This is a genomic window from Dolichospermum sp. UHCC 0315A (assembly GCF_008121535.1).
Lineage (GTDB): Bacteria > Cyanobacteriota > Cyanobacteriia > Cyanobacteriales > Nostocaceae > Dolichospermum > Dolichospermum lemmermannii.
The window spans coordinates 4804211-4829738 of record NZ_CP043056.1 but is presented as its reverse complement, the minus strand read 5'-3'; the positions used below and the strand labels follow the sequence as shown (position 1 = coordinate 4829738).

Here is a 25528-nt window from a genome sequence, read left to right as displayed (position 1 = left end):
AATATGGATCACTGACGATTGTAAGTAACCGTTGTTGTCGCTGGATATCTACTACCAATTAATTTGGAAACAGTAATGTTTTATTCAAGGTGCAAGGCTATACTACAGATATTGTCAAGATCTTATAGTTTCTTCCGTAGATTTGAAAGTAAAAAAATAGCTAATATTGCCATTTTGGCAGGTCTTTCTGACACAAATGGGATATTAGTAGATAGTAGCAATGTTTCGTAAATTTTTTACCATTAACTAAGAACTGCTACAGCCACCTCAATATTGACTGCGGTAATTCTTTAGCCATTAAAATCATTAGGAAATAATTCATGTTATCATCACTATCTTCTCAAAATGTTATCCAGTATCTGCTCAATGCAGGACTGTGTAGCGCGGAAGATGGCGCTGCATATAGATCTGTATTGCCAGAAAATACCAAAAAGAATCGAAATTTACTGGTCATACTGGCAGATAATCGCCAACTGCTGATTAAACAAGAACGGAACATTAATAATGATCAAAGTTCTCATGAACTTTTTAATGAGTCGCTATTTCACCAGTTATTACAGCAATTTCCAGTAATTGGTAATATTGGCGCGATATCATCATCATTGCTCCACTTTGATGCGGAAAATTCTATCCTGGTGCGGAGCTACTTAAGCGAATATGTGGAGTTAGGAAAATTTTATCAACACAGCAGTATTTTTCCCACAGAAATTGCCAGCGCGATTGGTACTACGTTAGCAGGATTACACCGAGCCACGTTTAATAAACGTGAGTATCGTGATTTTATGTCCACTGCTCCCGCAGGACAGTTTCGCTATAATTTTTACAATCCCGCCCAAGGCATACCATCAATAAATCCAGACACATTTGGGACAATTCCCACTGAAGCACTACAATTTCATCTGCTTTATCAGCGTTACGAAAGTTTAGAATCCGCTATTGCTGATTTAGCTTATGAGTGGAAACCATCTTGTTTAACTCACAACGATTTACATCTAAGTAATATTTTAGTTCATTCCCGATGGGAACAGCTAGATAATTGCCTGATAAAATTGATTGACTGGGAAGCTTGCAGTTGGGGAGATCCAGCTTTTGATTTAGGAACGCTATTAGCAAGTTATTTAAGAATTTGGCTGTCTAGTTTAATAGTAGATCCGACATTAGAGTTAGCAGAATCTTTAAGTTTAGCCATGATTCCTCTAGAGGAAATACAACCTTCAATTCTGGCTTTAATCCGGGCTTATCTTGATGCTTTCCCCATGATTTTAGAATATCATCAAGACTTCATTGTGCGGGTAATTAAGTTTGCAGGTTTAGCATTAATTCAACAGATTCAAAATAGAATTGAATGCCAAAAATCCTTTGATAATAGTAACTTATGTATGCTCGAAGTTGCTAAAAGCCTGTTGACTATGCCCGAGCAATCAGTATTGACAATTTTTGGGATCTCCGCAGCAGAAATTTTCCAATCTGTCCCCACATTGCAAAAACTTCCTCAACCCCAAAAGGAACAACAATTAGTCCGTCTTTATTACGAAAAAACTCGTCTGCGCGGTTGTTAGTCATGTTATTCCTGATACTTAGAAATATATTTTCCTGAAATTTGAGGTGCAAAACAAGTTAATGTTTGATGATTCTCCCAATCAAATTTTCCAGTCATTATTCGATATTGCCAGTAATATCCAGATTGAACCTAATTTTTGTATTTACCATCCCCATTATCAACCTTTTGCTTTACCCGCGAATATAGCAAATAGGTTTCAACAAAATCCACCTTCTTTAAAACAGAAGTATTTGAACATACTGCTGAGAAATTTTCTCTATGGAATTTATTATAATGGTTCACTGCAAACAGTCTTAGCTGCAAATAATAATAATTGCCAATCTCAGGTAAATTTCCTAGAAAATAATAGTTTAGGTGTAGATGAAAATTTCTATGAACAGCTACATCATAGCAATCATGGTACAGGCCATTATGAACCCAATTGGCAGATTTTGCGAATTGAACCTGATGGTAGTATGGCTGTGAGTAAGGACGGATTAACCTTATATATTGAGCCAGAATGTCATCTACAACCCCGGAAAAAGTTGCCCAAAGTGGGGGAATTAATAGCAATATGGATGCCTAAAAATCGCTTGCAAAATGGCTGTTATGTGGCAGTTAGCAATATAGGAATAGAAAACCAAGATGCAGAAAATGCTGATTTAGGAGGAGGACAAATTTATTTTAATTTTACGTCAACAGGGGCAATTGCTATTATGGAGAGCCTAACCCAAGCCTTAAATAATGCGGCTATTGCCTTTAGTTTTCAGGTTCTTTATAATCCCGCAGCTTATGGGCGTTATGATGCCGGAGTGCTGCATTTTGAATGCCAAGATTACCCGACAATTCGGACTATTCTTCAAGATATTTATCAAGAACATCAAGCTTATTTTCAGCCAGAAATTCCCTTATTTACTAAATTTTTAGCACCGGGGTTAGGGTTAGCAGAAGAACCAAATCAAAAATTTGCTCCTCAAGAAAGTTTTGGGATGAATCGTTGTCAAATTGTGGCCAATGCGTTGTTAGAATCTTGGCAAAAGGGTAAAAACGCCCTGGAGGAACGGATAGAAGTTATTAATCAACACTTTGCCCAAAATTTAGTTGATATGCAGCATCCTTATCTTAATCCTAGTTCTGAGGATATTTATCAGCCTTTAAACTCAGTGGCGATACCTCAACTGCTGAAAGGATAATTTCCCAATTGCGCGGGAAACATCCAGGACACACAGACAGATGGTATATCGAAAAAGCAATTTTTGACTTGGAACGCGATAAAGGACGTTATTAACCAATGGAGTATTTAAGTTATCACAAATATAATCACAAAATCCTTCTAGCACGTAATTATTGTTGTGTTACGTTGCTGAAAAAACAATTGTGCAAAATCACACTGCATTAGTGATTATTGCATAAAAAACTTGCTGTTACAAAAGATATCGAATAACCATAGGTTAGTTTTTATTAATTATTAATAGTTAATATGACATAAAATGATGTGTGATAGTAAATTTGAATTGAGGAAATTTTCAACATGGCTTTTACATATTACTACACTGTCCGATTTCAAGATACTGATGCGGCTGGAGTCGTTTATTTCGCAAATATTTTCAGAATTTGTCATGAAGCTTATGAGGTTTCATTAGCAGCTTCTGGTATTAATCTTAAATCATTTTTTACTAATCCATCTGTAGCTTTTCCTATTGTTCATGCAAATGTAGATTTTTTTCGTCCTATGTATTGTGGTGACAATTTAGTAATTAGTTTGTTACCGGAAAAAATAGGTTCGGATAAGTTTGAAATTACCTATGAAATGACAGGAGATGAAGTAATGGTTGCTAAGGCAATTACTAGGCACGTTTGTATTGATGCCAGTAGTAAAATTAAGCAGGAATTACCAGATTATATGAATCATTGGTTAGAAACGAACCACAGAGACGCAGAGGGCGCAGAGAGAAGAAGGTCGAGGGAGGAGGTTATGTAATTTTCCATTAAGTAGGTGAACACAATAAAAGCAAACTGTGTAAAGAAATGTAAAATCGCTGAAAACTTCTTTACTCTTGCCTCTTGCCTCTTGCCTAGTGCTATGACGACAATTTTCAACGCCAACCTACTTAGTTGGTTTTTATAAGTTCTGCGGCGATTTGTTGGAGTTGTTGACGGTTGATTTTACCTTGGGCGTTACGGGGTAAGTTTGGTAGGGAAATCCAATGTTTGGGAATTTTGAATTTACTCAATTGATTTTTTAGTTGGGTTTGAATTTCTAGGTAAGAAATATTTTGATCTTTGGGAATATAAATGGCTGTTAATGCTTGTCCCCAATGTTTATCAGTTATACCAATTACACAGACATCTATGACCATGTTTGTTTTTCTAATCGCTGATTCGATTTCTGTTGGGTAAACGTTTTCACCACCTGTAATGATTTTGTCACTGTTGCGGCCAATAATATGTAAGTAGCCGTAATTGTCTAAAAAACCAATATCATCAACTACAAAGTTATCTCTATTTTCCCACATTTGGGGATAATAACCTAATGCTAAAGATTGACTTTGAATATTTATATTTCCTGGTTGATTATCAATGATGATTTTAGCATGGGGAAGAATTTTTCCACTATTAAATTTACCTTGTAAAAATTCATCAGGTTTAAGAGTTGCTATTTGAGAAGCGGTTTCTGTCATGCCATAGGTAGGTGCTAATCTAATCTGATGATATCTTGCTTTTTCTAATAATTCATCCCAAGGTGGCGCACCTCCTAACAGAACTGTAGAAAATTTGGATAGCCATTGGGTTAATTCGGGATTTTGGAGAAGTTTTTGTAATTGGGTGGGGACTAAAGATATAAAAAAATCGGCTGGGTTAATATTTGGTAGTTGAGAAGTTTCTAATTTTTTAGATGAGGTAATTACTAATTTACCTCCTGTTGTGAAGGAACGCATAAATTGCATTAATCCACTCACATGATACAATGGTAATATACAAAATGAATTAACTACATTTATGGAAAAATATTCTGTAAATCCTTGCACAGAAGCCGTTAATATTTCCCATGTATGAATAGCAAATTTAATCTTTCCTGATGAACCACCTGTAGGAATCATGATAGTATTAGTAATTGGTAATTCATAATTGATAATTGGTGATTTTGAAAAATTATGATCTATTCCTAAAACTATATCTGGTTGCACTAAATTAAAGACTTGTTCCCATTCAGCTTGACTCCAATCTGGGTTACAGAGAAAAACCGGACATTTAGCCGCACAAGCTGCAATAAAACTGGCTAAAAATCTCACTGGTGATCTTTCCGCAATAATAATTTTTGGGGTTGATAACTGAGTTAATTTTAAATATAATTCTGTGGCTATTTGTGGTAATTCTTGACTATGATCACAAATTAGCCAATCATGGTTTTGTATATTATCTAAAAGGTTTTCCATAGACGGGAGCATCCCAATAATGTAATAAGTATAAATACTCAAGCAATAGCCTGATTGAGATAAGCACAACGCAAGTTCAAAATCTGGGAAACATTTTCTGCCTTCCATTGCGCTCCTGTTATTTTTATCCTGGCTCCAATCTGCTTAATCTTCGACTCCACACTCCCTGAACCAATGCAAATTCCTAAATCTTGATACAAACCGTAGTCTGGTATTCTCTGGCGATGCTTTTGGACATAATTCTGGAAATTCACCACGGCCTTGTTTTGAGACCCTTTAAACTCCGCTAAGGCCATTTCTATGTCCCCATCCCATAAATAACTTTCGACTCTTCTGATGCGCTTGTTTGACCCCCCGACTTTATTTAAATTTTCGACCAAATGATACCAATCAAGGACTTCTCTTCGCTGAAAACTATCCCCTATCTGCGTTATCAAATTCCAGATCCCATCATGACCATCCCCTACGCAGGTAATGACCTTGCCTAACGGTTGGGAATTTGTCCAAGATAATAACTGGTCATTTTCTCGAAAAAATGCAGCACATATCTGTCCATGCAAGCTGACTGCTTTGTAATTTTGCCAGATACTTTCTTGCCCTAACGGTGTTCTCAACCTGACATTTCCTCCGTCTACACTCAATGCCTCTATGATTCCTTTTCCTTGTGGAGCAGAAAATTCATATCTTTGTACCAACCTATGTTGACTACTCCCTGAGACTTCCATCCCTGTGGTCATCTTTATATCTTCTTCAGCGTGTTCAAAAGATTCATTAGCTACTAATCTTAAACAGCACTTCTCCAGATATGGACTTAACCGATTATTTTTCTCTAATCCCAGTTCTCCGGCTTGTTTAGAGGTGATTTTTACCTTTCCGATAATACTATTTACAACCCTGGTTCTTCCCACAGTTGTTCCCGTTGCTGTTTCAAAAAAAAACTGGCTACCACTGGACTGACGTTGTTTAGCATATGCTCTCGCACAATCAATTCTATGCTTTCAAAGTCTTTTAGATTTTCAATAGCTGTATTATTGATGAGAATTTCTGAAATGCCTTTGATATGTTCATTCAGTTTCTGCGTTTCTTCAGGGGTCATTTTTTTTCTCTTCATCACTTTTTGGCTATTTTGCCTTTTATTCTTTCTGAAGTCTCTAAGCATTTATACTTACTGCATAATTGGGATGCTCCCTCCATAGATCCATAGATCCATAGACTTTCTAGCCAGTTTGATTCTTGTAGTTGAAAAAAGTGGTTAATTCCAAAACCAACAGCGCGGTTATTACCAGATAATTCTGCTGCTAATTGTAATGCAGCTTGTCTCCCAATTTCGGTTTCAAATACCGATGAAAATACAACATCAATTTGATGTTTTTTACAAAACTCTTTTAACCGAAATGGTGAACCGAATATCCCCGGTTTAATCACGAAAATTCCCCGCCAACCTTGTTGAAAACATAATTCTAATTGGTGAAGATTGGCGATAGATTCATCTAAGGCTATTGTTGTAAAATATGAATTACTTAATTCTTGCATTTCTCTAAATTTATCTACAGGTAAAGGTTGTTCGATAAATTCAATTTTCGGTAAGAATTGATCACATTTTTGTAACCATAATTCAGCTTCTTGATAAGTAAGTCCCCCATTAGCATCTAAACGTAATTTTGCTGATATTGGTAAACTAGAAATTAATAAATCAAATATTTCTAATTCTTGATTTATATCATCAACAGCAATTTTCCATTTAAATGTTTTATATCCTTGTTCCCATAAATTACTCCATTGATTTAAAGCTGATTTACCCGCTGGTAATAAGCCGCTGTAGGTGAGATTAGGCGACTGTAAGTCACTGCTACACAGACGAAACCCACCTGGGTGGGTTGAAGATTCAAAAGCAAATTGACAAGCTGGTAATTTATCGGGAATAGCGAAAATTATCTCTTTGGTAATTGTTTGTGGAAGTTGATCACAAAAATCTAAAGCTTGTTTGATAGTTTCTGAACCAAACCAAGAAATGGGGGAAATTTCCCCCCAACTAACGTCATCTTTTTCATCAATCAAGCGGATAATTATGCTTTCGCGGATTTCCCAAACCCCATAATTAGTAATAATGGGATTCGTGAATTTCTGACTAAAGTAACGAAAAGAAAATTGATAACCCATTAGAGGTTGTTTGAGAAGTATTATATCAAACCCGTAATCTCCAAAAACTTAACCCCCCTACCCCCCTTCCCTGCAAGGGAATGGGGGTTTTAAAGCCTCTCCCCTTGCAGGGGAGAGGTTTGGAGAGGGGTCAGTCTATACATTCAAAACTTTTCAAACATCCTCTTAGGGACTTCCAAAAAAAAACTCAACCCCTCATTCCTCCGTGTCCTCTGTGCCTCTGTGGTTAGTTTATTCTTAATGTAACTTAACCAAAAATAAATCCTAAACCCAAAAATAAGCAACTCACAAACTGAACTCTGATAGCGATGAATTTAGAATTGCTGACTTTATCTGGTTGGTTGTGATTTTCTAAAACATGACGACATAATTTCACCGCAAAAGGTAAACTCAGAAAACTAAGTAATGTCCAAAGTGGGAAAATATTCAAAATCACAAATAACAAAATTAGAGGATAAATACTCGCAGTAAAACCCACTAAAACCTTTGCACCAGTGTGAGTTCCTAGACGCACAATAGGAGATTTCTTTCCTGCGGCTATGTCATCTACAACTTGATGAAAATGGGAACAAAATAACACTAAACTGGTAACAAGTCCCAAAATTACCGAAGCTGCTAAATTGGTCATAGACCAGGTTTGAGTTTGACTATAATAAGCCGCACTCATACCCAAAGGACCAAAGGCAAAAAAGCAGAGAATTTCCCCTAAACCTTTGTATCCTAGACGGAAAGGGGGACCTTGGTACATATAGCCCAAACCGCAGCATAAGAGGATTATGGCAATAACTGTGGGGTCTTTTTGCAAAATAGCGATCGCTATTATTCCCAACAAACCCAAACCTAAACACAGGTTTCCTATCCAAAACATTAAGGTTTTGTTACCAGTTAAATTCACCAATGAATGATGTTTATTCTGATCAATTCCTGTTTCGGCATCAAAGACATCATTACTAATATTTTCCCAAGCTAAAATCAAAATTGCCGCAGCAATAAACAAGGAGAATATTATGGGATTAAAAATCTTTATTTCCCTAAATGCTACCGCCGAACCTACCCAAATCGGCATAATAGCAACACTGTACATTGGCGGTTTAATAGCCGCCATCCATAGTTTAGCTTGAGGTGGTGAAATCTGAGTTGAAGTCATCAGTTGTGATTAATTAAATTACCAGAACTTTGGTTATCAGTTAAATTTTATAATTTTGCATGATACTTGACTAGTACACAACGGCGTAAGTTAATCAACCATTAAAAATTTGACAAAAGCTTGTGTAATCTGCTTTTTTAATTTTTAATTTTTAATTCCGCACTGCGGTACTAGCTATTTTAGATTTAGGATTGTTGATCACTTATGGGTACAATCAATCTAAAATTGTTTAACTTTGGTAAATTACCAAAAAATGCTAGTTTTATGATTATAGGCGAATATCCTGCCATGAAACCTGCTATCTTGCCGCCAAAACAGGATAAACCCCATAATCAAGCTAAGTTTATGCTGGTTAATGGTGACTGAATTATGTTACCTATAAAAATACCACCATGATTTATTACATTTTAGGAAGATAACTTAATAAAAATTAACTTATACATCCATGACAATTTCACCATGTCGCAGCCACACCTTTGTAGACTACAAATACCTTAATCAATTACTATTAGAGATTCAGGAAAATTGCCGCCGTCATAATTATAGTAAAATTGTGAGTATTCCCCTAGAAATTGGCTTAGTTGATCCTTTGCTGGTTTTTGATCAATTTAATCAGAAAAATACCATAAACTTTTATTTTGAAAATAAAAGTAATGGTGAAGCAATAGCAGCAATTGATACTTTAGATAAAATAGAAATTTCTGGTAAAGATAGGTTTACAAAATCAGAAGAATTTATTAAAAATTGTCTGAAAAATATAATTCCTATTTCTCACAAAAATCAGACTTTTTCCCTACCTCGATTTTTTTGTACTTTCAGTTTTTTTGATCAGCATAAAAAAGTAGATTGTCCATTTCCTTCTGCTACGGTTTTCCTACCTTGTTGGCAAATAGCTTTAAAAAATAATCGCTGCACATTAGTAATGAATACAATTATCAATTCTAGGATTAAGATTAGCAGAATATTGGATAATTTACAACGCCATTTAGAAATTATTAGATCTTTGCATACCCATTCTCTAAATATTGATAAATTTCCCTTAAACTTATATAAAAAAATCACTAATAACGGTGAAAAATTTAAAACTTCTGTTTCCTCAGTTTTAGAAATAATTCATGCTAACCAGTTAAGAAAAATTGTTTTAGCTGATATCTTAGATGTCAGTGCTAATCATGATTTTAACTTATTACAATCTTTAAATAATCTCCGCCAAATACATCCTAATTGTAATGTATTTTCCACCAGTAATGGTCAAGGACAAAACTTTATTGGTGCTAGTCCAGAACGATTAATTAGTATTCACAAACGGCAGTTAATTACTGATGCTTTGGCAGGTTCTGCACCGAGGGGAAAAACACCCACAGAAGATGCTACAAATGCTAACAATTTAGTGAATAGTACCAAAGAAAAACACGAACATAAACTGGTTCTAGATTTTATTACTCAACATTTATCTCAACTGGGTTTATTCCCCCAAGTTTTAGCCCCCAGACTGCGACAATTATCTAATATCCAACATTTATGGACACCAATTAGTGCAGTAGTTCCCAATAATATTCACCCTTTACAAATCGTTGCTAAACTGCATCCTACTCCAGCAGTTGCCGGGGCAGCACGAGATATTGCTTGTGCAGAAATTCGCCGTTATGAAAGTTTTGAAAGGGGTTTATATGCAGCCCCTTTAGGTTGGGTAGACGGAGAAGGAAATTGTGAATTTATTGTGGGGATTCGTTCGGCTTTAATTGATGGTAATTATGCCAGACTGTATGCAGGTGCGGGTATTGTTGCTGGTTCAGATCCTCAAAAGGAATTTGCCGAAGTGCAACTTAAACTACAAGCTTTATTAAAAGCCTTAGTTTAACTTACCTTTGGGGGTTAAAGTCCCCTGCTTTACCTCGTTCCTAGCCTCCGGCTAGGAATGCCAGCTATGAGGCTCTGCCTCCTCTATCACTAGCGGCAGAGCCGCAATTCAGCATTCCCAGTCAGAGACTGGGAACGAGATTAATAATATGATTACAAATCACGGTGACTAAATGATTTTGCATTTGCACCTGTGTAGCTTTTGACAATATGTCCATTCCCAGACATTTGATATTTATATGTGATTAAACCTTCTAACCCAACTGGTCCACGAGGTGGCATTTGTTGGGTACTAATTCCCACTTCAGCACCAAATCCATAACGGAAACCATCAGCAAAACGAGTAGAACAATTATGATAAACTCCCGCTGCATTGACTAAGCCTTGAAATGTTTCTGCGGCTGTAATATCTTCAGTAATGATTGCTTCTGTGTGCCGAGAACCATAATTTTCAATATGGGATATTGCTTCATTTAAAGAATCAACAATTTTAATAGCTAAAATTAAATCGCTGTATTCTGTTTGCCAGTCTATTTCTGTGGCTGTGGCAATATCAGATAAAATTTGTATAGTCCGTTCATCACCTTTTAATTCTACATTTTGTGCTTGTAAAGCTGTGGCAACTTGGGGGAGAAATTCGGCAGCAATGCTACTATGAACTAGCAAAGTTTCAATGGCATTACAAGCAGCGGGATATTGAATTTTAGAATCTACAGTAATACTAATAGCTTTGGCAATATCAGCGGCTTGATCTACATAAAGATGACAAATGCCATCAGCATGACCTAATACGGGAATGCGGGTATTATCTTGGACAAATTTCACAAAGGCATTAGAACCTCTGGGAATAATTAAATCTACATATTTATCTAATTGCAAAAGTTCTAATATTTCTTCTCTCGTGGTTAACAATTGCACCACATCAGGATTAACTGCTGTGTGAGATAATCCTTGTTTAATGGCTTTAACTATGGCTGTACAAGAATGTAAAGCTTCTTTACCACCTTTGAGAATGACACCATTACCGGATTTAATTGCTAAGGAAACTATTTGAATTGCGGCTTCGGGACGGGCTTCAAAAATGATGCCTAAAACGCCTAAAGGACAGGTAATGCGTTTGAGAATTAAACCAGTGTCAATTTCTCGATGAATTTGGACTTTACCAATAGGATCTTCTAGTTTACCAACATCTCGCACACCAGCGATCGCATCCCTTAATTTATGTTCATCTAACTGCAACCGTTTATAAAGGGGTTTAGCGATTCCTGCCGCTGTTGCTGCGTGACAATCAGCCAGGTTTGCTTGCAGAATATCATCCTTTGCCAATTCTAAAGCTTGAGCGATCGCTTCAATAGTTTGATTTTTGGCCTCAGAGGAGAGAACTGCCAGCTTACTAGCAGCTTGACGGGTTTGTTGAGCGATAGCTTCGCTGGTAGTAGGTATCGCAGATAGAGGAGAAATAATTTTGAAATTAGTCATAAGAATACCTGGTAAGTGGGAAACCTTTGAGGAAAAAATTAGCTGAAACAGCTAATTTTTGACCCTATTTTTTGAAATTAACCAAATCGAGTCTAGACACTTAACCTTCTTGAACTCGACGTTCAAATTCTTCGGAAGTTTTGCCAATTACATCTAAGGCTGAGGGATAGATATCATTATGCTCCTGTTTCAGCCAGCCTAAGAGATTGGCAATCTGAGCATTCCGTAAATCTAAATCAGTCTGAAAAATGATTGAAGTCGCCATCGCTTCAGCATATTGACGTGGATGACCTTGCTGCACAAAAACATCCACCAAAGCGGCTAAAGCTGTCTGTGGAATATTAACAGGAGTCCCTTCTGTAGACATAATTTCTGAAAAAAATAAAATTCACAGGCCATTTTAATTTAAACCACGTTCAAGATGAAACCTGTAGTTTATCGAATTACCCCACCCCGGTTTTGCTTTAGCAAAACCTACCCTCCCCTTACCTAAGGAGAGGGGATTGAGGGAAGGGGTTTTAAACTGACAAAAACTTCACTTTAGGTTTCAAGATGGATGAGGTAAGTACCTGGATAGAATTAATTACTATTATTTATTTACCAATCCTTTGTCCATTAAGGATTTCAGTCCAAATATTTGTGTAATTAATTTTGTCTCATTACTTATATCTATAGGAATTTGATTGGAGTAGCCATCACGAACTAGTTTACTTTTCGTTACATAAGATACTGCGTTTTTTCCTGCCCATCTATTATTGAGTATTAATACTTATTTGTGTAGCTTTTTTTTATTAAAACAATTTGTAAAAGCCTACGTAATTTAGGCTGTATATATAAAGATCCAGTTTGATCTTTAAAAGGAAAGGATACGTAGGGTGTGTTAGCGACATTCCAAAGCACCATTATCAAAGATTTTATGCGTTCAAGATTCCATCTGATCACGCTAAAATACTTAGTTTTGTATGGCCACGTATGCTATGAAAAATACAATAGTAATCATATGGAAAATACAATAGTAATCATATGGAAAATACAATAGTAATCCTATGGAAAATATAATGATAATCATAGAAAAAATACAATAGTAGTCATATAGACAAAATATATAATGTGCTTTTTAGATATTTCAAGGTAATTTTTAATGGATAATTTTACCACTTAGGATTTGCTAATAGATCCTAGAGTGGCGTTAAATGTTATACATGAAACCCTTGCACAGTAATAATTTTACGGATATTAAATAATAATAATAATAATAATAATAATAATAATAATAATAATCATATGCAATAAACAAGCGTTATTCTATAAATTCATTATTGTGTAACTTTCTTAGCGGTCTCTAAGTTTGAAAAATATTATGCTATCCAGATTTTGTACGTATTGATGATTTAGCATGATGTATATTTTCACTTAATTTCATTTTTCTCTCATTTTCTGTGACTCATAAACTTTACATTTCTTGACGGAATTTTACTTTACATCATAAAAATTAGATGATAGTTTGTTTAAGGGTTAAGCAATTACTTAACCGATAGTCATAAAACTAACAACAAGGAATTAAAAAAATGGCAGTTGAAAAAACCAATTCTTCCTCCAGCTTGGCAGAAGTTATTGATAGAATCCTCGACAAAGGTATCGTAATTGACGCTTGGGTTCGTGTTTCCTTAGTTGGTATCGAATTACTAGCAATTGAAGCTCGGATCGTTATCGCTTCCGTTGAAACCTACTTGAAGTATGCTGAAGCAGTTGGTTTAACCCAATCAGCAGCAGTACCTGCTTAATTTAATTAAGCTCCATAATATCAGGATTAATTAATCCTGATATTGGTTCTGCTTTTTTTAATTATCTAGATATTTGGAAATCAACGCTTCTCAAAGGATATTACAAAAAAGTACGAATCCTTATAATGTAGTACCTGGAGAAGCAATTTCTGTTAGGTCTGGGCTAATTTACTATTTTTTGGAGAACTTCATGATTTCTTTAATGGCAAAAATCCGGCAAGAACATCAGTCAATAGCAGAGAAAGTGGCTGAACTATCTCTTGAGACCAGAGAATTCTTGTCCGTCACGACAGCGAAAAGACAAGAGCAAGCTGAAAAACAAGCTCAAGAACTGCAAGCATTCTACAAGGATCTTCAGGAAACAAGTCAGCAGTTTTTATCAGAAACAGCCCAAGCAAGAATTGCTCAAGCTGAAAAACAAGCGCAAGAACTGTTAGCATTCCACAAAGAACTTCAAGAAACAAGTCAGCAGTTTTTATCAGAAACAGCCCAAGCCAGAATTGCTCAAGCTGAAAAACAAGCGCAAGAACTGTTAGCATTTTATCAAGAAGTTCGGGAAACAAGTCAGCAGTTTTTATCAGCAACAGCCCAAGCAAGAATTGCTCAAGCTGAAAAACAAGCTCAAGAACTGTTAGCATTCCACAAAGAACTTCAAGAAACAAGTCAGCAGTTTTTATCAGCAACAGCCGACGCAAGAACTGCTCAAGCTAAGGAACAGAAGGAATCTCTCCTGAAATTCCGTCAGGATTTGTTTGTGAGTATCTTTGGTTAATAAATACTCTCATTACCTGTAGTCCATTTGTTGGACAATGGGGCTACATAATAAAACCCCCTGATATTCCAGTTGCAAGACTGGTAAGACAAGGGGGCGATTAATAAAATTCAACAACAATGACTCTTGGCGTGAAGTTTCGGTTGTCTATATTTATACTCCGTATTCGTTAACATAGAAAATCTGTCTAGCATTAACGTTGATACTCTTATTAAACTAGGCTTCGTGCTTCATATACAAACCCAAGTTTGGCAATAATATCCGCACAAACATAAACTTTTTTACCATCTTTAAATTATGACTACTACCAAGGTTAATCATAAAAGAGCCGTTCTTCGTCTTCGTCCAGGGCAGTTTGTCGTCACACCTGCTATCGAGCGAGTCGCAATTCGGGCGCTACGTTATCTCAAATCGGGGTTTCCTGTTCACTTACGCGGACCAGCCGGCACAGGGAAAACAACCCTAGCCATGCACTTGGCTAACTGTCTGGACAGACCAGTCATGTTACTGTTTGGAGACGACCAGTTTAAGAGTTCGGACTTGATTGGTAGTGAATCTGGTTACACTCACAAAAAGGTACTAGACAACTATATCCATAGTGTTGTTAAACTCGAGGACGAATTTAAGCAGAATTGGGTTGATTCCCGATTAACCTTAGCTTGTCGTGAAGGTTTCACCTTAGTTTATGATGAATTTAACCGTTCACGACCTGAAGTTAATAACGTCCTGCTGTCAGCATTAGAAGAAAAAATTCTCAGTCTTCCTCCTAGCAGCAATCAGCCAGAATACTTGAGTGTTAATCCTCAATTTCGGGTGATTTTTACATCGAATCCAGAAGAGTATGCGGGAGTTCACTCAACCCAAGATGCTTTGATGGATAGATTGGTAACTATTAGTATGCCAGAACCAGATGAAATCACTCAAACAGAGATATTAATTCAGAAAACAAATATAGATCGAGAATCTGCTAACTTCATCGTGCGGTTAGTTAAGTCATTTCGTCTAGCTACCGGCGCGGAGAAAACTTCCGGCTTACGGTCTTGTTTAATGATTGCTAAGGTCTGTGCTGATAATAATATTCCGGTGACAACAGAAAGTTTAGATTTTCCAGATATTGCTATAGATATTCTGTTCAACCGCTCTCATTTATCTATGAGCGAATCCACAAACATTTTCTTGGAGTTACTAGAGAAATTATCAGCCGAAGAACTGGAAATATTAAATAATAGAGTCACAGGAGACAATGATTTTCTGATTGACAATTCCCAATTTTTATCCCAACAATTAGCTGGTCAACCAAATTAGCTTAGAAAGTAGAAGCCTCTCACCTACCCGACCGGGAGGTGATGCGATCAATGCGGGCGAGTCACTACTTGAGCGACTCGCGAAGTTGAGCATCGCTCAATCAACAGTGTTAGTCGCTGCGGAATGAACACTTTCTTGGTCAGTTTTTCTGCCGAATATTTGATATAATATTAAGCAAATAGGTGTAACTCAATAAATGTTGAGAAGCAACCTATCGAAAAAGTTAAAGCCTCAACTCTGCTCGGCTTTAAACCTGGGCAAAGCCTAATGGTTAAAAATTATTTCCAAAAGTCCAAGACTGTTGGTCTGTCACACTTACTTTGACGGGTTTTTGGTAGTGCGGGCATCTTGCCCGCGTGAGGGTTTCGCTCACACTACAGCCCATCATTGTTATCTTGACAAACTACTATTGGTCTGTCAAATTTCTATTTGTTGATGAGGTTTATAGTTTATAGGCTCTCTATTTTCCCTCAAAATCACAATTTTTAGCCTGACAGACCACTAGCGCAAATGCAAAAAAAGTTAATTTTTGCCAACTAATAATCAATGCTTTATTTTCTTTAGAGCAGGAATTTTTAGTCTGTAAAATCAGATATGAGTCCTATACCATTCAAGAGTTGAATTATTTGTGACTTCTACCCCAATACTGCCAACACGTCCTCAGACTAACTCAAGTCGAACTATTAACACATCTACCCAAGGTTCGACTTTAGCGGACATTCTCGAAAGGGTTTTAGATAAGGGCATTGTGATTGCTGGCGATATTTCTATATCTATCGCATCCACCGAACTTGTACATATTCGGATTCGCTTGTTAATTTCCTCTGTGGATAAAGCCAAGGAAATGGGCATCAATTGGTGGGAAAGCGATCCTTATCTCAGCACTAAGGCTCAACGTTTGGTTGAAGAAAATCAACAACTTCAGCATCGTCTAGAGAGTCTAGAGGCAAAGCTAAATTCACTGACATCTTCTAGTGTGAAAGAGGAAATCCCCTTAGCAGCAGATGTTAAAGATGATTTGTATCAAACCAGTGCAAAAATTCCATCACCTGTAGATACACCAATTGAAGTTCTAGATTTTCAGGCTCAATCCAGTGGGGGAACTCCACCATATGTAAATACATCAATGGAAATTCTCGATTTCCAGGCTCAAACCAGTGAAGAAAGTTCATCACCTGTAGGTTCAACCGTGGAAATTCTCGATTTCCAGGCTCAAACCAGTGAAGAAAGTTCATCACCTGTGGTTTCAACCGTGGAAATTCTCGATTTTCAGGCTCAAACCAGTGAAGAAAGTTCATCACCTGTAGGTTCAACCGTGGAAATTCTCGATTTTCAGGCTCAAACCAGTGAAGAAAGTTCATCATCCGTAGATCCAGCGATTGATGTCTAACCTAAACTATCTAGGCTTGAAGTATCTGAAACTCCTGAAACTTTAATAATCAAATTGCATCAAAGACATTTAAAACTTTAGGTTGCATCATAAAAATGGTTTGCACTCCCGCTGAAAACTTCAACAATTCACTGACCATTGCTTCTAAACCCAAGAATGAAGCGGGTTTAGCTCCTTTACTTTTGACTGTATTGGAATTGGTGCGTCAGTTGATGGAAGCTCAAGTAATTCGGCGCATGGAAGAGGATTTACTGAGTGAACCTGACTTAGAACGGGCAGCAGACAGTCTGCAAAAGTTAGAAGAACAAATCTTACATTTGTGTGAGATGTTTGAGGTTGACCCGGCAGATTTGAATATAAATTTGGGAGAGATTGGGACTCTTTTACCATCTTCCGGTTCTTATTATCCAGGTCAACCCAGTAGTCGTCCTTCTGTATTAGAGCTATTAGATCGACTTTTAAATACTGGAATTGTTGTAGATGGTGAGATAGATTTAGGTATCGCTCAAATCGATCTTATTCACGCTAAATTACGTTTAGTTTTGACATCAAAACCAATTTAATCCCAATTTATCAATCATAAATTTAGGTTTAATTTATTCACAGCTTATGAGTATTCCTCTTTATTTGTACGGCATTTTTCCAAATACAATTCCTGAAACTCTTGATCTTGAAGGATTGGATAAGCAACCTGTTCATAGTCAAGTGGTTGATGAGTTTTGTTTCTTATATTCAGAGGCTCGTCAAGAAAAATATTTGGCTTCTCGCCGTAATTTGTTAACTCATGAAAAAGTTTTAGAACAAACAATGCATGAGGGTTTTCGTGTTCTTCTCCCCCTGCGGTTTGGATTAGTGGTTAAAGATTGGGAAACTATCATGAGTCAATTGATTAATCCCCATAAAGATCAATTGAATCAATTGTTTCAAAAATTGGCAGGCAAAAGAGAGGTAAGCATTAAAATTTTCTGGGATGCTAAAGCGGAATTACAAACCATGATGGAGTCTCATCAGGATTTGAAGCAGCAGCGCGACAACATGGAAGGCAAAAAGTTGAGTATGGAGGAAGTCATCCAAATTGGACAATTAATTGAAATTAATCTCCTAGCCCGCAAACAAGCTGTAATTGAAGTTTTCTCTCAGGAGCTAAATCCTTTCGCTCAGGAGATTGTAGTCAGTGAGCCTATGACGGAAGAAATGATTTACAATGCAGCCTTTTTGATTCCTTGGGAAAGTGAATCTGAATTTAGCGAACGTGTTGAAGTGATTGATCAGAAATTTGGCGATCGCTTACGTATTCGCTACAACAATTTTACTGCTCCCTACACATTTGCCCAGCTTGATTCATAGGAGTTATTACGATGCTGACGAAACTGTTACTACTGCCCATCATGGGTCCTCTGAATGGAGTTGTCTGGATTGCAGAGCAAATCCAAGAGCGGACTAACACTGAATTTGATGCCCAAGAAAATTTGCATAAACAATTATTAAGCTTGCAACTTTCCTTTGATATTGGCGAAATTGGTGAGGAAGAATTCGAGATTCAAGAAGAAGAGATTCTTTTAAAAATTCAAGCCTTAGAAGAGGAAGCACGCTTGGAACTAGAAGCTGAACAAGAGGAAGCACGCTTAGAATTAGAAGCTGAACAGGAAGACTTTGAATATCCACCTCAATTCACAGCAGAAGTTAATAAGGATCAACATCTCGTCTTGTTACCTTAGTATTGATGGGCGCAAGTAAGCCACCTCTTTTTATCTTCAAAACCCTTAGAAAACGGTAATTGGGAATTATCCTATAGGAATCCTATTTGATTGTTGAAAAATTGAGAAAGTCCAAGCCTTTCCTGATCGGTGTTACAATCTAAGTATATTGAGTAAAATTCAAATAGGATGGTTATATAACTAGTACAGAATAGCGTTAGTCAACCAACGGCTCGACTGAGATTTAGATGTGAGAGCAGTCGAACGTCCATTAAAAATACCTAAAAAGCCTGTCTCGGCTACTTTTTGGCGATTAAGAATGGTTGGTTTATTTACGCCGTGCTGTACTGGTACAATGTTTAGATGAAGTTTAAGTTGATCATAAAAAACCCGCTTTCGCGGGTCAAATGTGGAAAATGTGTTCATATTTTGCCAAATTTATCAAGATTTGAGATATTAATATTCAACCTCAAAAGTTTGGTAATTATTCGACTCAACAAAAATATTTGAACGCACTATATTTTGAGCAGTATTTGAGTGAGGTTGACGCAATTTATGAATCGTTTTTTCTGTCGCTTCTATCTGTTGATTGAGAATATCTAAGCGTTGTTGAAGTAAACCCATTCGTTCTTTAATAGAATACATATCTCGCTGAATACGTTGTTTCTCTGTCACCATTTTATAAAGATCCAATTGACTTGATGCATCAGACTTAGGCCGAGGCATTGTGCTAATTTTAGCTCTGCTAATACTGCGATTACTAATTGTTTTCATGAAAAATACCTGAATATTTTTTATCATTATAACCAAGTTTTTGTAATTGTAAATCCCCAAATTATCTGGAAAAAATTTATCTCTTATTTCCATGAATATGAACTTTAGGTACTTCGTAACAGCAAATATTTTTATCTAGGTGAAATATATGGAATTAGAAAATCTCTACACTTATGCTTTTTTGGAAATACCTAGCTCTCCCTTGATTTTGCCACAGGGTGCTGCTAATCAAGTAGTGCTAATTAATGGTACTGAACTTGCGGCTATTGTCGAGCCGGGGATATTTTTAGAATCATTCCAAAATAATGATGAAAAAATTATCCAAATGGCTTTATCCCATGATCGAGTAATTTGTGAACTTTTTCAACAGATTACAGTTTTACCCTTGCGGTTTGGAACTTATTTTACTTCTACAAATAATCTGCTAAACCATTTAAAATCCCATGAAAAAGAATATCAGAATAAACTAGAAAAGATCAATGGTAAAAACGAATTTACTTTAAAATTGATCCCACGAATGATAGAAGAAATAGTACCATCTGAAGGGGGAGGTAAGGATTATTTCTTAGCTAAAAAGCAACGCTATCAAAACCAAAATAACTTTAGTATTGCTCAAGCAGCAGAAAAACAAAATCTTATTGATTTAATCACCAAAGTTAATCAATTACCCGTTGTTGTTCAAGAACAAGAGGAACAAGTACAGATTTACCTCTTAGTTAGTTGTCAAGATAAGACCTTACTTTTAGAACAGTTTTTAACCTGGCAGAAAGCTTGTCCAAAGTGGGATCTACTTTTAGGAGATTGTCTTCCTCCTTACCACTTTATTTAATGATTATTTATTAAGTAAGTCGGCGCAAAGAAACCAAACTATGTAAAGATAAGTAAATACGGAAAATAAATCTGCTGAGGTGATTAAAATATGGGCGCTCGTTTAAGGGTATTTTTAACTCGTGAGCAAGATAAGTACAAAACGTATTAAATTCAACAAACATACTCCTTCTTAACTTTTCCTTACATAGTTATAAACTTTTCCGCCGACCTACTTAGTCTTTTCGTTAATTTTTTAACTTTATTATGAACCAGTACGACTCACTTAATTTGGTCATGTTTAGCGGCAAAGGTGGAGTTGGCAAAACTACCACTTCTTGCAGTTTTGCTCGTTATTGGGCAAAACAGTTCCCAGAAGAAACAATTTTGTTACTTTCTACAGATCCGGCACATTCTTTAGGAGATGTATTACTGGTAGAAGTGAAAGATTATGCTTCACCATTAACAGATTTGCCTAATTTGAGTGTTCAGGCTTTAGATGCTGAAAAACTGCTATTAGAATTTAAGGCCAAATATAGCGAATTTTTAGAACTACTGGTTGAGCGGGGAAGTCTAGCAGACGGACAAGATTTAGCCCCAGTTTGGGATTTGAACTGGCCTGGTTTAAATGAATTAATGGGGTTACTAGAAATCCAACGTCTACTGTCTGAAAAAAAAGTAGATCGCATAGTAGTTGATATGGCTCCTTCTGGTCATACCTTAAACCTATTGCGATTGAAAGATTTCTTAGATGTGATTTTAAATTCATTAGAGTTATTCCAGAAAAAGCATCAGGTGATCACAGAAACTTTGACCAGAAAAAACTATACTCTTGATGAAGTTGATGACTTTTTGGCTGATCTAAAATTTCAATTAGCAGAAGGGAGACGACTGCTACAGGATAATCAATTTACAGGTTGTATAGTTGTCGCCATTTCTGAACCTATGTGTTTTGCCGAAACCGAGCGATTCATAGAAAGTTTAAAAAACCTAGATGTTCCCTATGCGGGAATAATAATCAATCGAATTTTGGCAAATTCAGATACAGAGCTAGACCGCTATGCAGAACAGCAAAACTTCATCAATAAATTCCTCAAAATTTCCCCAAATAAACCCGTTTTCATAGTACCACAACAGCAATTCCCACCTTTAGGTGGGTTAGCATTAGATAATCTAGCAGGACAAATTCAAAATATTGATCAAGTGGAACTCGCTTCTCCACCACCAATTCAATGGCCGACTAAAATTCTACCTAGCTTTACTGATTTTGTAGCTGAAGGCTGTCAATTGATTGTTGTCGGTGGCAAAGGAGGAGTTGGTAAAACCACAGTGTCAGCAGCCATGGCCTGGGCTTTTGCTAATCGTTATCCTGATAAAAACATTCGCGTAATTTCCATAGATCCTGCTCATTCCTTGGGAGATGCTTTTGGTGAAAAATTAGGACATGAACCAAAATTATTAGCTCCCAATTTAAGTGGACAAGAAATCAATGCTGAGAAAATATTAGATCAATTTCGTGCCGATTATCTTTGGGAATTGGCGGATATGATTAGTGGTGAAGGAACAGAAGCAGACGCAACAATAAATATTGCCTATCTTCCAGAGGCTTGGCGGCAGATTATGTCTCAAGCTTTACCAGGTATTGATGAGATGCTATCCCTAATCACCATCATGGATTTATTAGACAGCAACCAGCAAGATTTGATTATTCTAGATACAGCACCCACAGGTCATCTTCTGCAATTTTTGGAAATGCCAACTGCATTAGGAGATTGGTTATCTTGGATATTTAAGTTATGGATGAAATATCAGAATGTCTTGGGTCGAGTTGATTTCATTGGGCGGTTGCGAAATCTGCGCCAACAAGTGGTTAAAGCTCAGAAGAAATTAAAAAACCCAAAGCATACCCAATTTGTGGGTGTAATTCAGGGAGAAGCGGCAATTATAGCTGAACATATTCGCTTAACAGAATCTCTAAAAACCATAGGAATTCAACAGCGTTATGTGGTACAAAATCGCTACACTCAAGATGTAGAGATTGAGAGCAGCTTATTTTCACAGCAAACAATTATTCGCTTACCTAAGTTACCCAGATCTGTCGAACCCATGGCCAGAATTCAAGGTGCCGCCAATCTTTTATTTTAAGTGGATAATGTAGCCAAGAAACAATGGTTTTTTTAGAGTCAATTTTTGGAGGAATCTGATGAGTGATTTATTCAAGGGATTTGAGCAATTAGTGGAACTGGTAAAAGCTCTGGAAGAAAAAGCAGAAAACGGAGAAATCAAGACCAATGTCCAGTTTAATTCCCGACCCCTAAGCAGTATTCCCAGAACAGGAAATATCCCTCGTACCAGTAATATGGGGGCTAATATGGGCAGTATGGGTAATGATGTGGGTACAAGTCGGATGAACACTCAATCCCCCCCAGCTTCTGGTGCAGGTCCCTCAGATCCAGTTGTTCCTCCCGATCCTACTTCAGGTATTGCTCTTAAAGATATCGGTGGACTGAGCGAAATTCTTAAAGAACTCAAGGAACTGATTGCTATTCCTTTAAAACGCCCTGACCTCCTCGCCAAATTGGGACTAGAACCCACCCATGGCGTACTGTTGGTCGGTCCTCCAGGCACCGGTAAAACTCTCACCGCCCGGGCTTTAGCTGAAGAACTGGGCGTTAACTACATTGCCATTGTCGGTCCAGAAGTCATCAGTAAATATTACGGTGAAGCGGAACAAAGACTGCGCGGTATCTTTGAAAAAGCCGCCAAAAATGCTCCCTGTATTATTTTTATTGATGAAATTGATAGCCTCGCCCCAGACCGCAGTGCAGTAGAAGGGGAAGTTGAAAAGCGTCTGGTTGCCCAATTATTAGGCTTGATGGATGGTTTTTCCCATAGCCCAGGGGTGATTGTTCTCGCGGCTACCAACCGCCCTGACCACCTTGACCCAGCCCTGCGACGACCGGGAAGATTTGACCGAGAAGTGCAGTTTCGCATTCCTGATATCAACGGCCGCAAAGAAATCCTGCAAATTCTCACCCGTTCCATGCCCTTGGATAACACCGTTGACCTCGATTTTATCGCCGAGCGGGCGGTGGGATTTGTGGGGGCTGATTTGAAGGCCGTTTGTCAAAAGGCGGCTTACACAGCTTTGCGTCGTCAAGTTCCTTCTATAGAGGTGCAAGCACCAGAAAACATGACGGTTACTCAAACTGATTTTTTGCAGGGACTAAAGGAAATCAAACCAGCTGTACTTCGCAGTGTGGAAGTTGAAGTTCCCCAAGTTGCTTGGGATGATATTGGTGGTTTAGAGAATATTAAGCAAACCCTGCGAGAATCCGTAGAAGGGGCGCTACTTTATCCAGAACTTTACCTACAAACTAAGGCTATTGCTCCCAAGGGGATTTTGCTATGGGGTCCTCCGGGAACTGGTAAAACTTTATTAGCCAAGGCTGTGGCTTCCCAGGCCAGGGCTAATTTTATTGGTGTCAACGGACCAGAGTTACTGACCCGTTGGGTGGGCGCTAGTGAACAAGCAGTGCGGGAATTATTTGCTAAAGCGCGACAAGCAGAACCCTGTGTCATATTCATTGATGAAATTGATACATTAGCTCCGGCAAGAGGAACTTACAGTGGTGATTCTGGCGTGAGTAACCGGGTAGTAGGGCAATTATTAACTGAGTTAGATGGTGTAGAAGTCGGTGCAAGTATTCTGGTCATTGGGGCGACAAACCGTCCTGATGCTCTTGACCCAGCGTTATTACGGGCAGGTAGGTTAGATCTACAACTTAAAGTAGATTTACCTGATTTGGCCAGTCGTTTAGATATTTTGCAGGTCTATACTCAGGGACGACCATTATTAGATGTGAATTTAACATATTGGTCTGAAGTCACAGAAGGCTGGAATGGCGCTGATTTAGTATTGCTGTGCAATCAAGCTGCTGTGGAAGCTATTCGCCGTTTCCGAGGGCAAGGACAGACAGATCCTGCTGATATCAGAATTACTAATGATGATTTTGAATATTCTCATCAGGTTTTAGTCAGTCAACGTCATGCTTAGTTAGATTCTCACTGTTACCCCTGGCTGCAAGGAATTTGTCCAGGGGTCACAAAACATAGAAAAGTACGTGCAATGGCCATACATACTACTGGTAATTGTTTTCAGCGTCGCTACAACTGGATAGAATTGTTATGAGTTGATTTGTTATGAGTTGATTTAGCGATCGCTTTACAGCAGTTTCCGGTATTATGGGGTAAAGACAAGATACGCGCAAAATTTAGCACGACGTAAAGTTTTGTAAAGTATTCATGTATTTATGCCTTTCAAACATTGCTTAGTTTGAGTCAATTTAGGCAATGTATAATGAAGAGAGAAACAGATCATAAGGCTTTCAGCCATTCTTACCCAACCACCCCAACTTCCCTTTTCGGCAAAGATGATTTCTCACCCTCATCCCCCTGTAAAAGTAGCGTCAAAGCGAGAGCGGGAATATTTGCGTCCACAGGATTAAAAGCCGCAGCCGAGAATGGTAATGCTCTTTTTAGCACAATTGACACCTTTTTGATTTGGCATTTAACAGGTGGTACAGAAGGCGGTTTGCATATCACTGATGTTACCAACCCACCTTCCGCACCCTAAACTGTCACACAAGGAAAAATGGTCGTTTGGGGATTTGAGATTGGCGAACTGCTTGCAGCAGCGCTTCGCTATCGCCACCTAAGATTCCAACAATTTTGTATCAAAATTATCATCAAAGGTATTCAAAAATCCGAAATTACCGATTGTGAAACTGGGGGGTGCGGAATGTCGGTTACAGATAACGGTGGTGTTTATTTTGTCCCTGCTTTTTCTGGGTTATTTGCACCCTATTGGCGCAATGATGCTAGGGGTGTAATTGTAGGTATGACTAGCTACACCAATAAAGGTCATATTGCCCGTGCCGTGTTGGAAGCTACAGCATGGCAGACTCGTGAAGTTTTAGATGCGATGAGAGAAGACGCGCAGGTAAATTTAACGGCTTTGAAGGTAGATGGTGGGATGGTTTATAACAACCTGTTGATGCAGTTTCAAAGCGATGTGTTAGGTGTGCCAGTGATTCGTCCCCAAGTAGCAGAAACTACTGCTTTAGGGGCAGCTTATGCTGCTGGGTTGGCGACTGGTTTTTGGAGTAGTTTGGAGGAGTTGTCTGAGAATTGGCTTTTAGATCAGACTTGGGAAGCGAAGATGGATGCTGTGGAGAGGGAAGGTTGTTATCGGCTTTGGAAGAAGGCGGTTAGTAAAACTTTTGATTGGGTATAGCTCCCACATTCCGCACCCTGAAGTTTCACATCTGGTAAAGTAGCAAAAGGGTGATTGGCTTGGTAGTATGAACACAAACA

Annotated in this window: 25 protein-coding genes; 17 read left to right on the top strand and 8 right to left on the bottom strand. The window is 37.7% G+C overall.

Translation table 11 applies throughout. The annotated features are described in order from the left end of the window. Window positions 1–320: 320 nt before the first annotated feature. The 3 genes from BMF77_RS22975 (at window position 321) to BMF77_RS22965 (ending at window position 3521) form a co-directional block, all read left to right on the top strand. On the top strand, window positions 321–1559 hold the full coding sequence (locus BMF77_RS22975) for an aminoglycoside phosphotransferase family protein (RefSeq protein ID WP_148766099.1): 1239 nt from the start codon (window positions 321–323) through the stop codon (window positions 1557–1559). Between the two features lie 61 nt (window positions 1560–1620). Next, on the top strand, window positions 1621–2733 hold the full coding sequence (locus BMF77_RS22970) for a T3SS effector HopA1 family protein (protein ID WP_148767196.1): 1113 nt from the start codon (window positions 1621–1623) through the stop codon (window positions 2731–2733). A 338-nt stretch (window positions 2734–3071) separates the two neighbouring features. Further along, window positions 3072–3521 (top strand): thioesterase family protein, encoded by a 450-nt coding sequence (locus BMF77_RS22965; protein WP_148766097.1) that lies wholly within the window; start codon window positions 3072–3074, stop codon window positions 3519–3521. Between the two features lie 130 nt (window positions 3522–3651). Here BMF77_RS22965 and BMF77_RS22960 read toward each other — a convergent pair whose 3' ends face one another. The 4 genes from BMF77_RS22960 to menA form a co-directional block, all read right to left on the bottom strand. Continuing rightward, window positions 3652–4977, bottom strand: a complete 1326-nt coding sequence (locus BMF77_RS22960) for a 2-succinylbenzoate--CoA ligase (RefSeq protein ID WP_148766095.1) — start codon at window positions 4975–4977, stop codon at window positions 3652–3654. Window positions 4978–5015: 38 nt separating this feature from the next. Further along, window positions 5016–6073 (bottom strand): ISKra4 family transposase gene (locus BMF77_RS22955; protein ID WP_148761479.1). Its coding sequence is split into 2 segments (ribosomal slippage): window positions 5016–5920 and window positions 5920–6073, totalling 1059 coding nucleotides; the frame shifts between segments, so codons are not numbered across the junction. Window positions 6074–6087: 14 nt separating this feature from the next. Further along, complete coding sequence (locus BMF77_RS22950) at window positions 6088–7137, bottom strand: o-succinylbenzoate synthase (protein ID WP_246863008.1); 1050 nt, start codon at window positions 7135–7137, stop codon at window positions 6088–6090. 247 nt (window positions 7138–7384) lie between these two features. After that, window positions 7385–8284 carry a 2-carboxy-1,4-naphthoquinone phytyltransferase gene (gene menA, locus BMF77_RS22945; protein ID WP_148766093.1) on the bottom strand — a complete coding sequence of 300 codons (900 nt, stop codon included), beginning with the start codon at window positions 8282–8284 and terminating at the stop codon, window positions 7385–7387. A 204-nt stretch (window positions 8285–8488) separates the two neighbouring features. On the opposite strand from menA, the gene BMF77_RS26995 reads away from it, so the two are divergent. Both BMF77_RS26995 and BMF77_RS22940 read left to right on the top strand, forming a co-directional pair. After that, window positions 8489–8650, top strand: coding sequence for a hypothetical protein (locus BMF77_RS26995; protein WP_168204480.1), 162 nt, complete (start codon window positions 8489–8491; stop codon window positions 8648–8650). Window positions 8651–8729: 79 nt separating this feature from the next. Next, entirely contained in the window at window positions 8730–10145 is a 1416-nt protein-coding gene (locus BMF77_RS22940) for an isochorismate synthase MenF (protein ID WP_148766091.1), read from the top strand. A 152-nt stretch (window positions 10146–10297) separates the two neighbouring features. Here BMF77_RS22940 and BMF77_RS22935 read toward each other — a convergent pair whose 3' ends face one another. Together BMF77_RS22935 and BMF77_RS22930 are read right to left on the bottom strand one after the other, a co-directional pair. Then, window positions 10298–11623, bottom strand: a complete 1326-nt coding sequence (locus BMF77_RS22935) for a glutamate-5-semialdehyde dehydrogenase (protein ID WP_148766089.1) — start codon at window positions 11621–11623, stop codon at window positions 10298–10300. 100 nt (window positions 11624–11723) lie between these two features. Then, entirely contained in the window at window positions 11724–11990 is a 267-nt protein-coding gene (locus BMF77_RS22930; protein WP_015080750.1) for a hypothetical protein, read from the bottom strand. A gap of 1201 nt (window positions 11991–13191) precedes the next feature. Between BMF77_RS22930 and gvpA the strand changes: the two genes are divergently transcribed. From gvpA to BMF77_RS22895, 7 genes are all read left to right on the top strand, one after another. Next, window positions 13192–13407, top strand: a complete 216-nt coding sequence (gene gvpA / locus BMF77_RS22925; protein WP_015080752.1) for a gas vesicle structural protein GvpA — start codon at window positions 13192–13194, stop codon at window positions 13405–13407. Between the two features lie 190 nt (window positions 13408–13597). Next, window positions 13598–14179 carry a gas vesicle protein GvpC gene (gvpC, locus tag BMF77_RS22920; protein ID WP_053538585.1) on the top strand — a complete coding sequence of 194 codons (582 nt, stop codon included), beginning with the start codon at window positions 13598–13600 and terminating at the stop codon, window positions 14177–14179. Between the two features lie 297 nt (window positions 14180–14476). Then, window positions 14477–15484, top strand: coding sequence for a gas vesicle protein GvpN (gene gvpN / locus BMF77_RS22915; protein WP_015080754.1), 1008 nt, complete (start codon window positions 14477–14479; stop codon window positions 15482–15484). 628 nt (window positions 15485–16112) lie between these two features. Further along, window positions 16113–16874, top strand: coding sequence for a gas vesicle protein (gene gvpJ, locus BMF77_RS28240; RefSeq protein WP_015080755.1), 762 nt, complete (start codon window positions 16113–16115; stop codon window positions 16872–16874). A gap of 95 nt (window positions 16875–16969) precedes the next feature. Then, window positions 16970–17437, top strand: coding sequence for a gas vesicle protein GvpJ (locus BMF77_RS22905; RefSeq protein WP_015080756.1), 468 nt, complete (start codon window positions 16970–16972; stop codon window positions 17435–17437). 46 nt (window positions 17438–17483) lie between these two features. Then, window positions 17484–18221, top strand: a complete 738-nt coding sequence (locus BMF77_RS22900) for a GvpL/GvpF family gas vesicle protein (protein WP_015080757.1) — start codon at window positions 17484–17486, stop codon at window positions 18219–18221. Between the two features lie 11 nt (window positions 18222–18232). Then, entirely contained in the window at window positions 18233–18592 is a 360-nt protein-coding gene (locus BMF77_RS22895) for a gas vesicle protein GvpG (RefSeq protein WP_039203147.1), read from the top strand. A 180-nt stretch (window positions 18593–18772) separates the two neighbouring features. On the opposite strand, the gene BMF77_RS22890 is transcribed toward BMF77_RS22895, so the two are convergent. Further along, complete coding sequence (locus BMF77_RS22890; RefSeq protein WP_148766087.1) at window positions 18773–18997, bottom strand: hypothetical protein; 225 nt, start codon at window positions 18995–18997, stop codon at window positions 18773–18775. A 30-nt stretch (window positions 18998–19027) separates the two neighbouring features. Continuing rightward, entirely contained in the window at window positions 19028–19345 is a 318-nt protein-coding gene (locus BMF77_RS22885) for a gas vesicle protein (protein WP_148766085.1), read from the bottom strand. Window positions 19346–19493: 148 nt separating this feature from the next. On the opposite strand from BMF77_RS22885, the gene BMF77_RS22880 reads away from it, so the two are divergent. The 5 genes from BMF77_RS22880 (at window position 19494) to BMF77_RS22860 (ending at window position 25448) form a co-directional block, all read left to right on the top strand. Beyond that, the gene (locus BMF77_RS22880) at window positions 19494–20174 is read left to right on the top strand and encodes a GvpL/GvpF family gas vesicle protein (protein WP_148766083.1); all 681 of its coding nucleotides are present in this window, start codon (window positions 19494–19496) and stop codon (window positions 20172–20174) included. 245 nt (window positions 20175–20419) lie between these two features. Further along, window positions 20420–22297: an ArsA family ATPase gene (locus BMF77_RS22875; RefSeq protein ID WP_210422251.1), complete on the top strand. Its 1878-nt coding sequence runs from the start codon at window positions 20420–20422 to the stop codon at window positions 22295–22297. Window positions 22298–22355: 58 nt separating this feature from the next. Then, window positions 22356–24209, top strand: a complete 1854-nt coding sequence (locus BMF77_RS22870) for an AAA family ATPase (protein WP_148766082.1) — start codon at window positions 22356–22358, stop codon at window positions 24207–24209. A gap of 303 nt (window positions 24210–24512) precedes the next feature. Beyond that, window positions 24513–24788 carry a hypothetical protein gene (locus tag BMF77_RS27460; RefSeq protein WP_210422376.1) on the top strand — a complete coding sequence of 92 codons (276 nt, stop codon included), beginning with the start codon at window positions 24513–24515 and terminating at the stop codon, window positions 24786–24788. An 18-nt stretch (window positions 24789–24806) separates the two neighbouring features. Next, the gene (locus tag BMF77_RS22860; protein ID WP_148766080.1) at window positions 24807–25448 is read left to right on the top strand and encodes an FGGY-family carbohydrate kinase; all 642 of its coding nucleotides are present in this window, start codon (window positions 24807–24809) and stop codon (window positions 25446–25448) included. The last annotated feature ends 80 nt before the right edge of the window (window positions 25449–25528 follow it).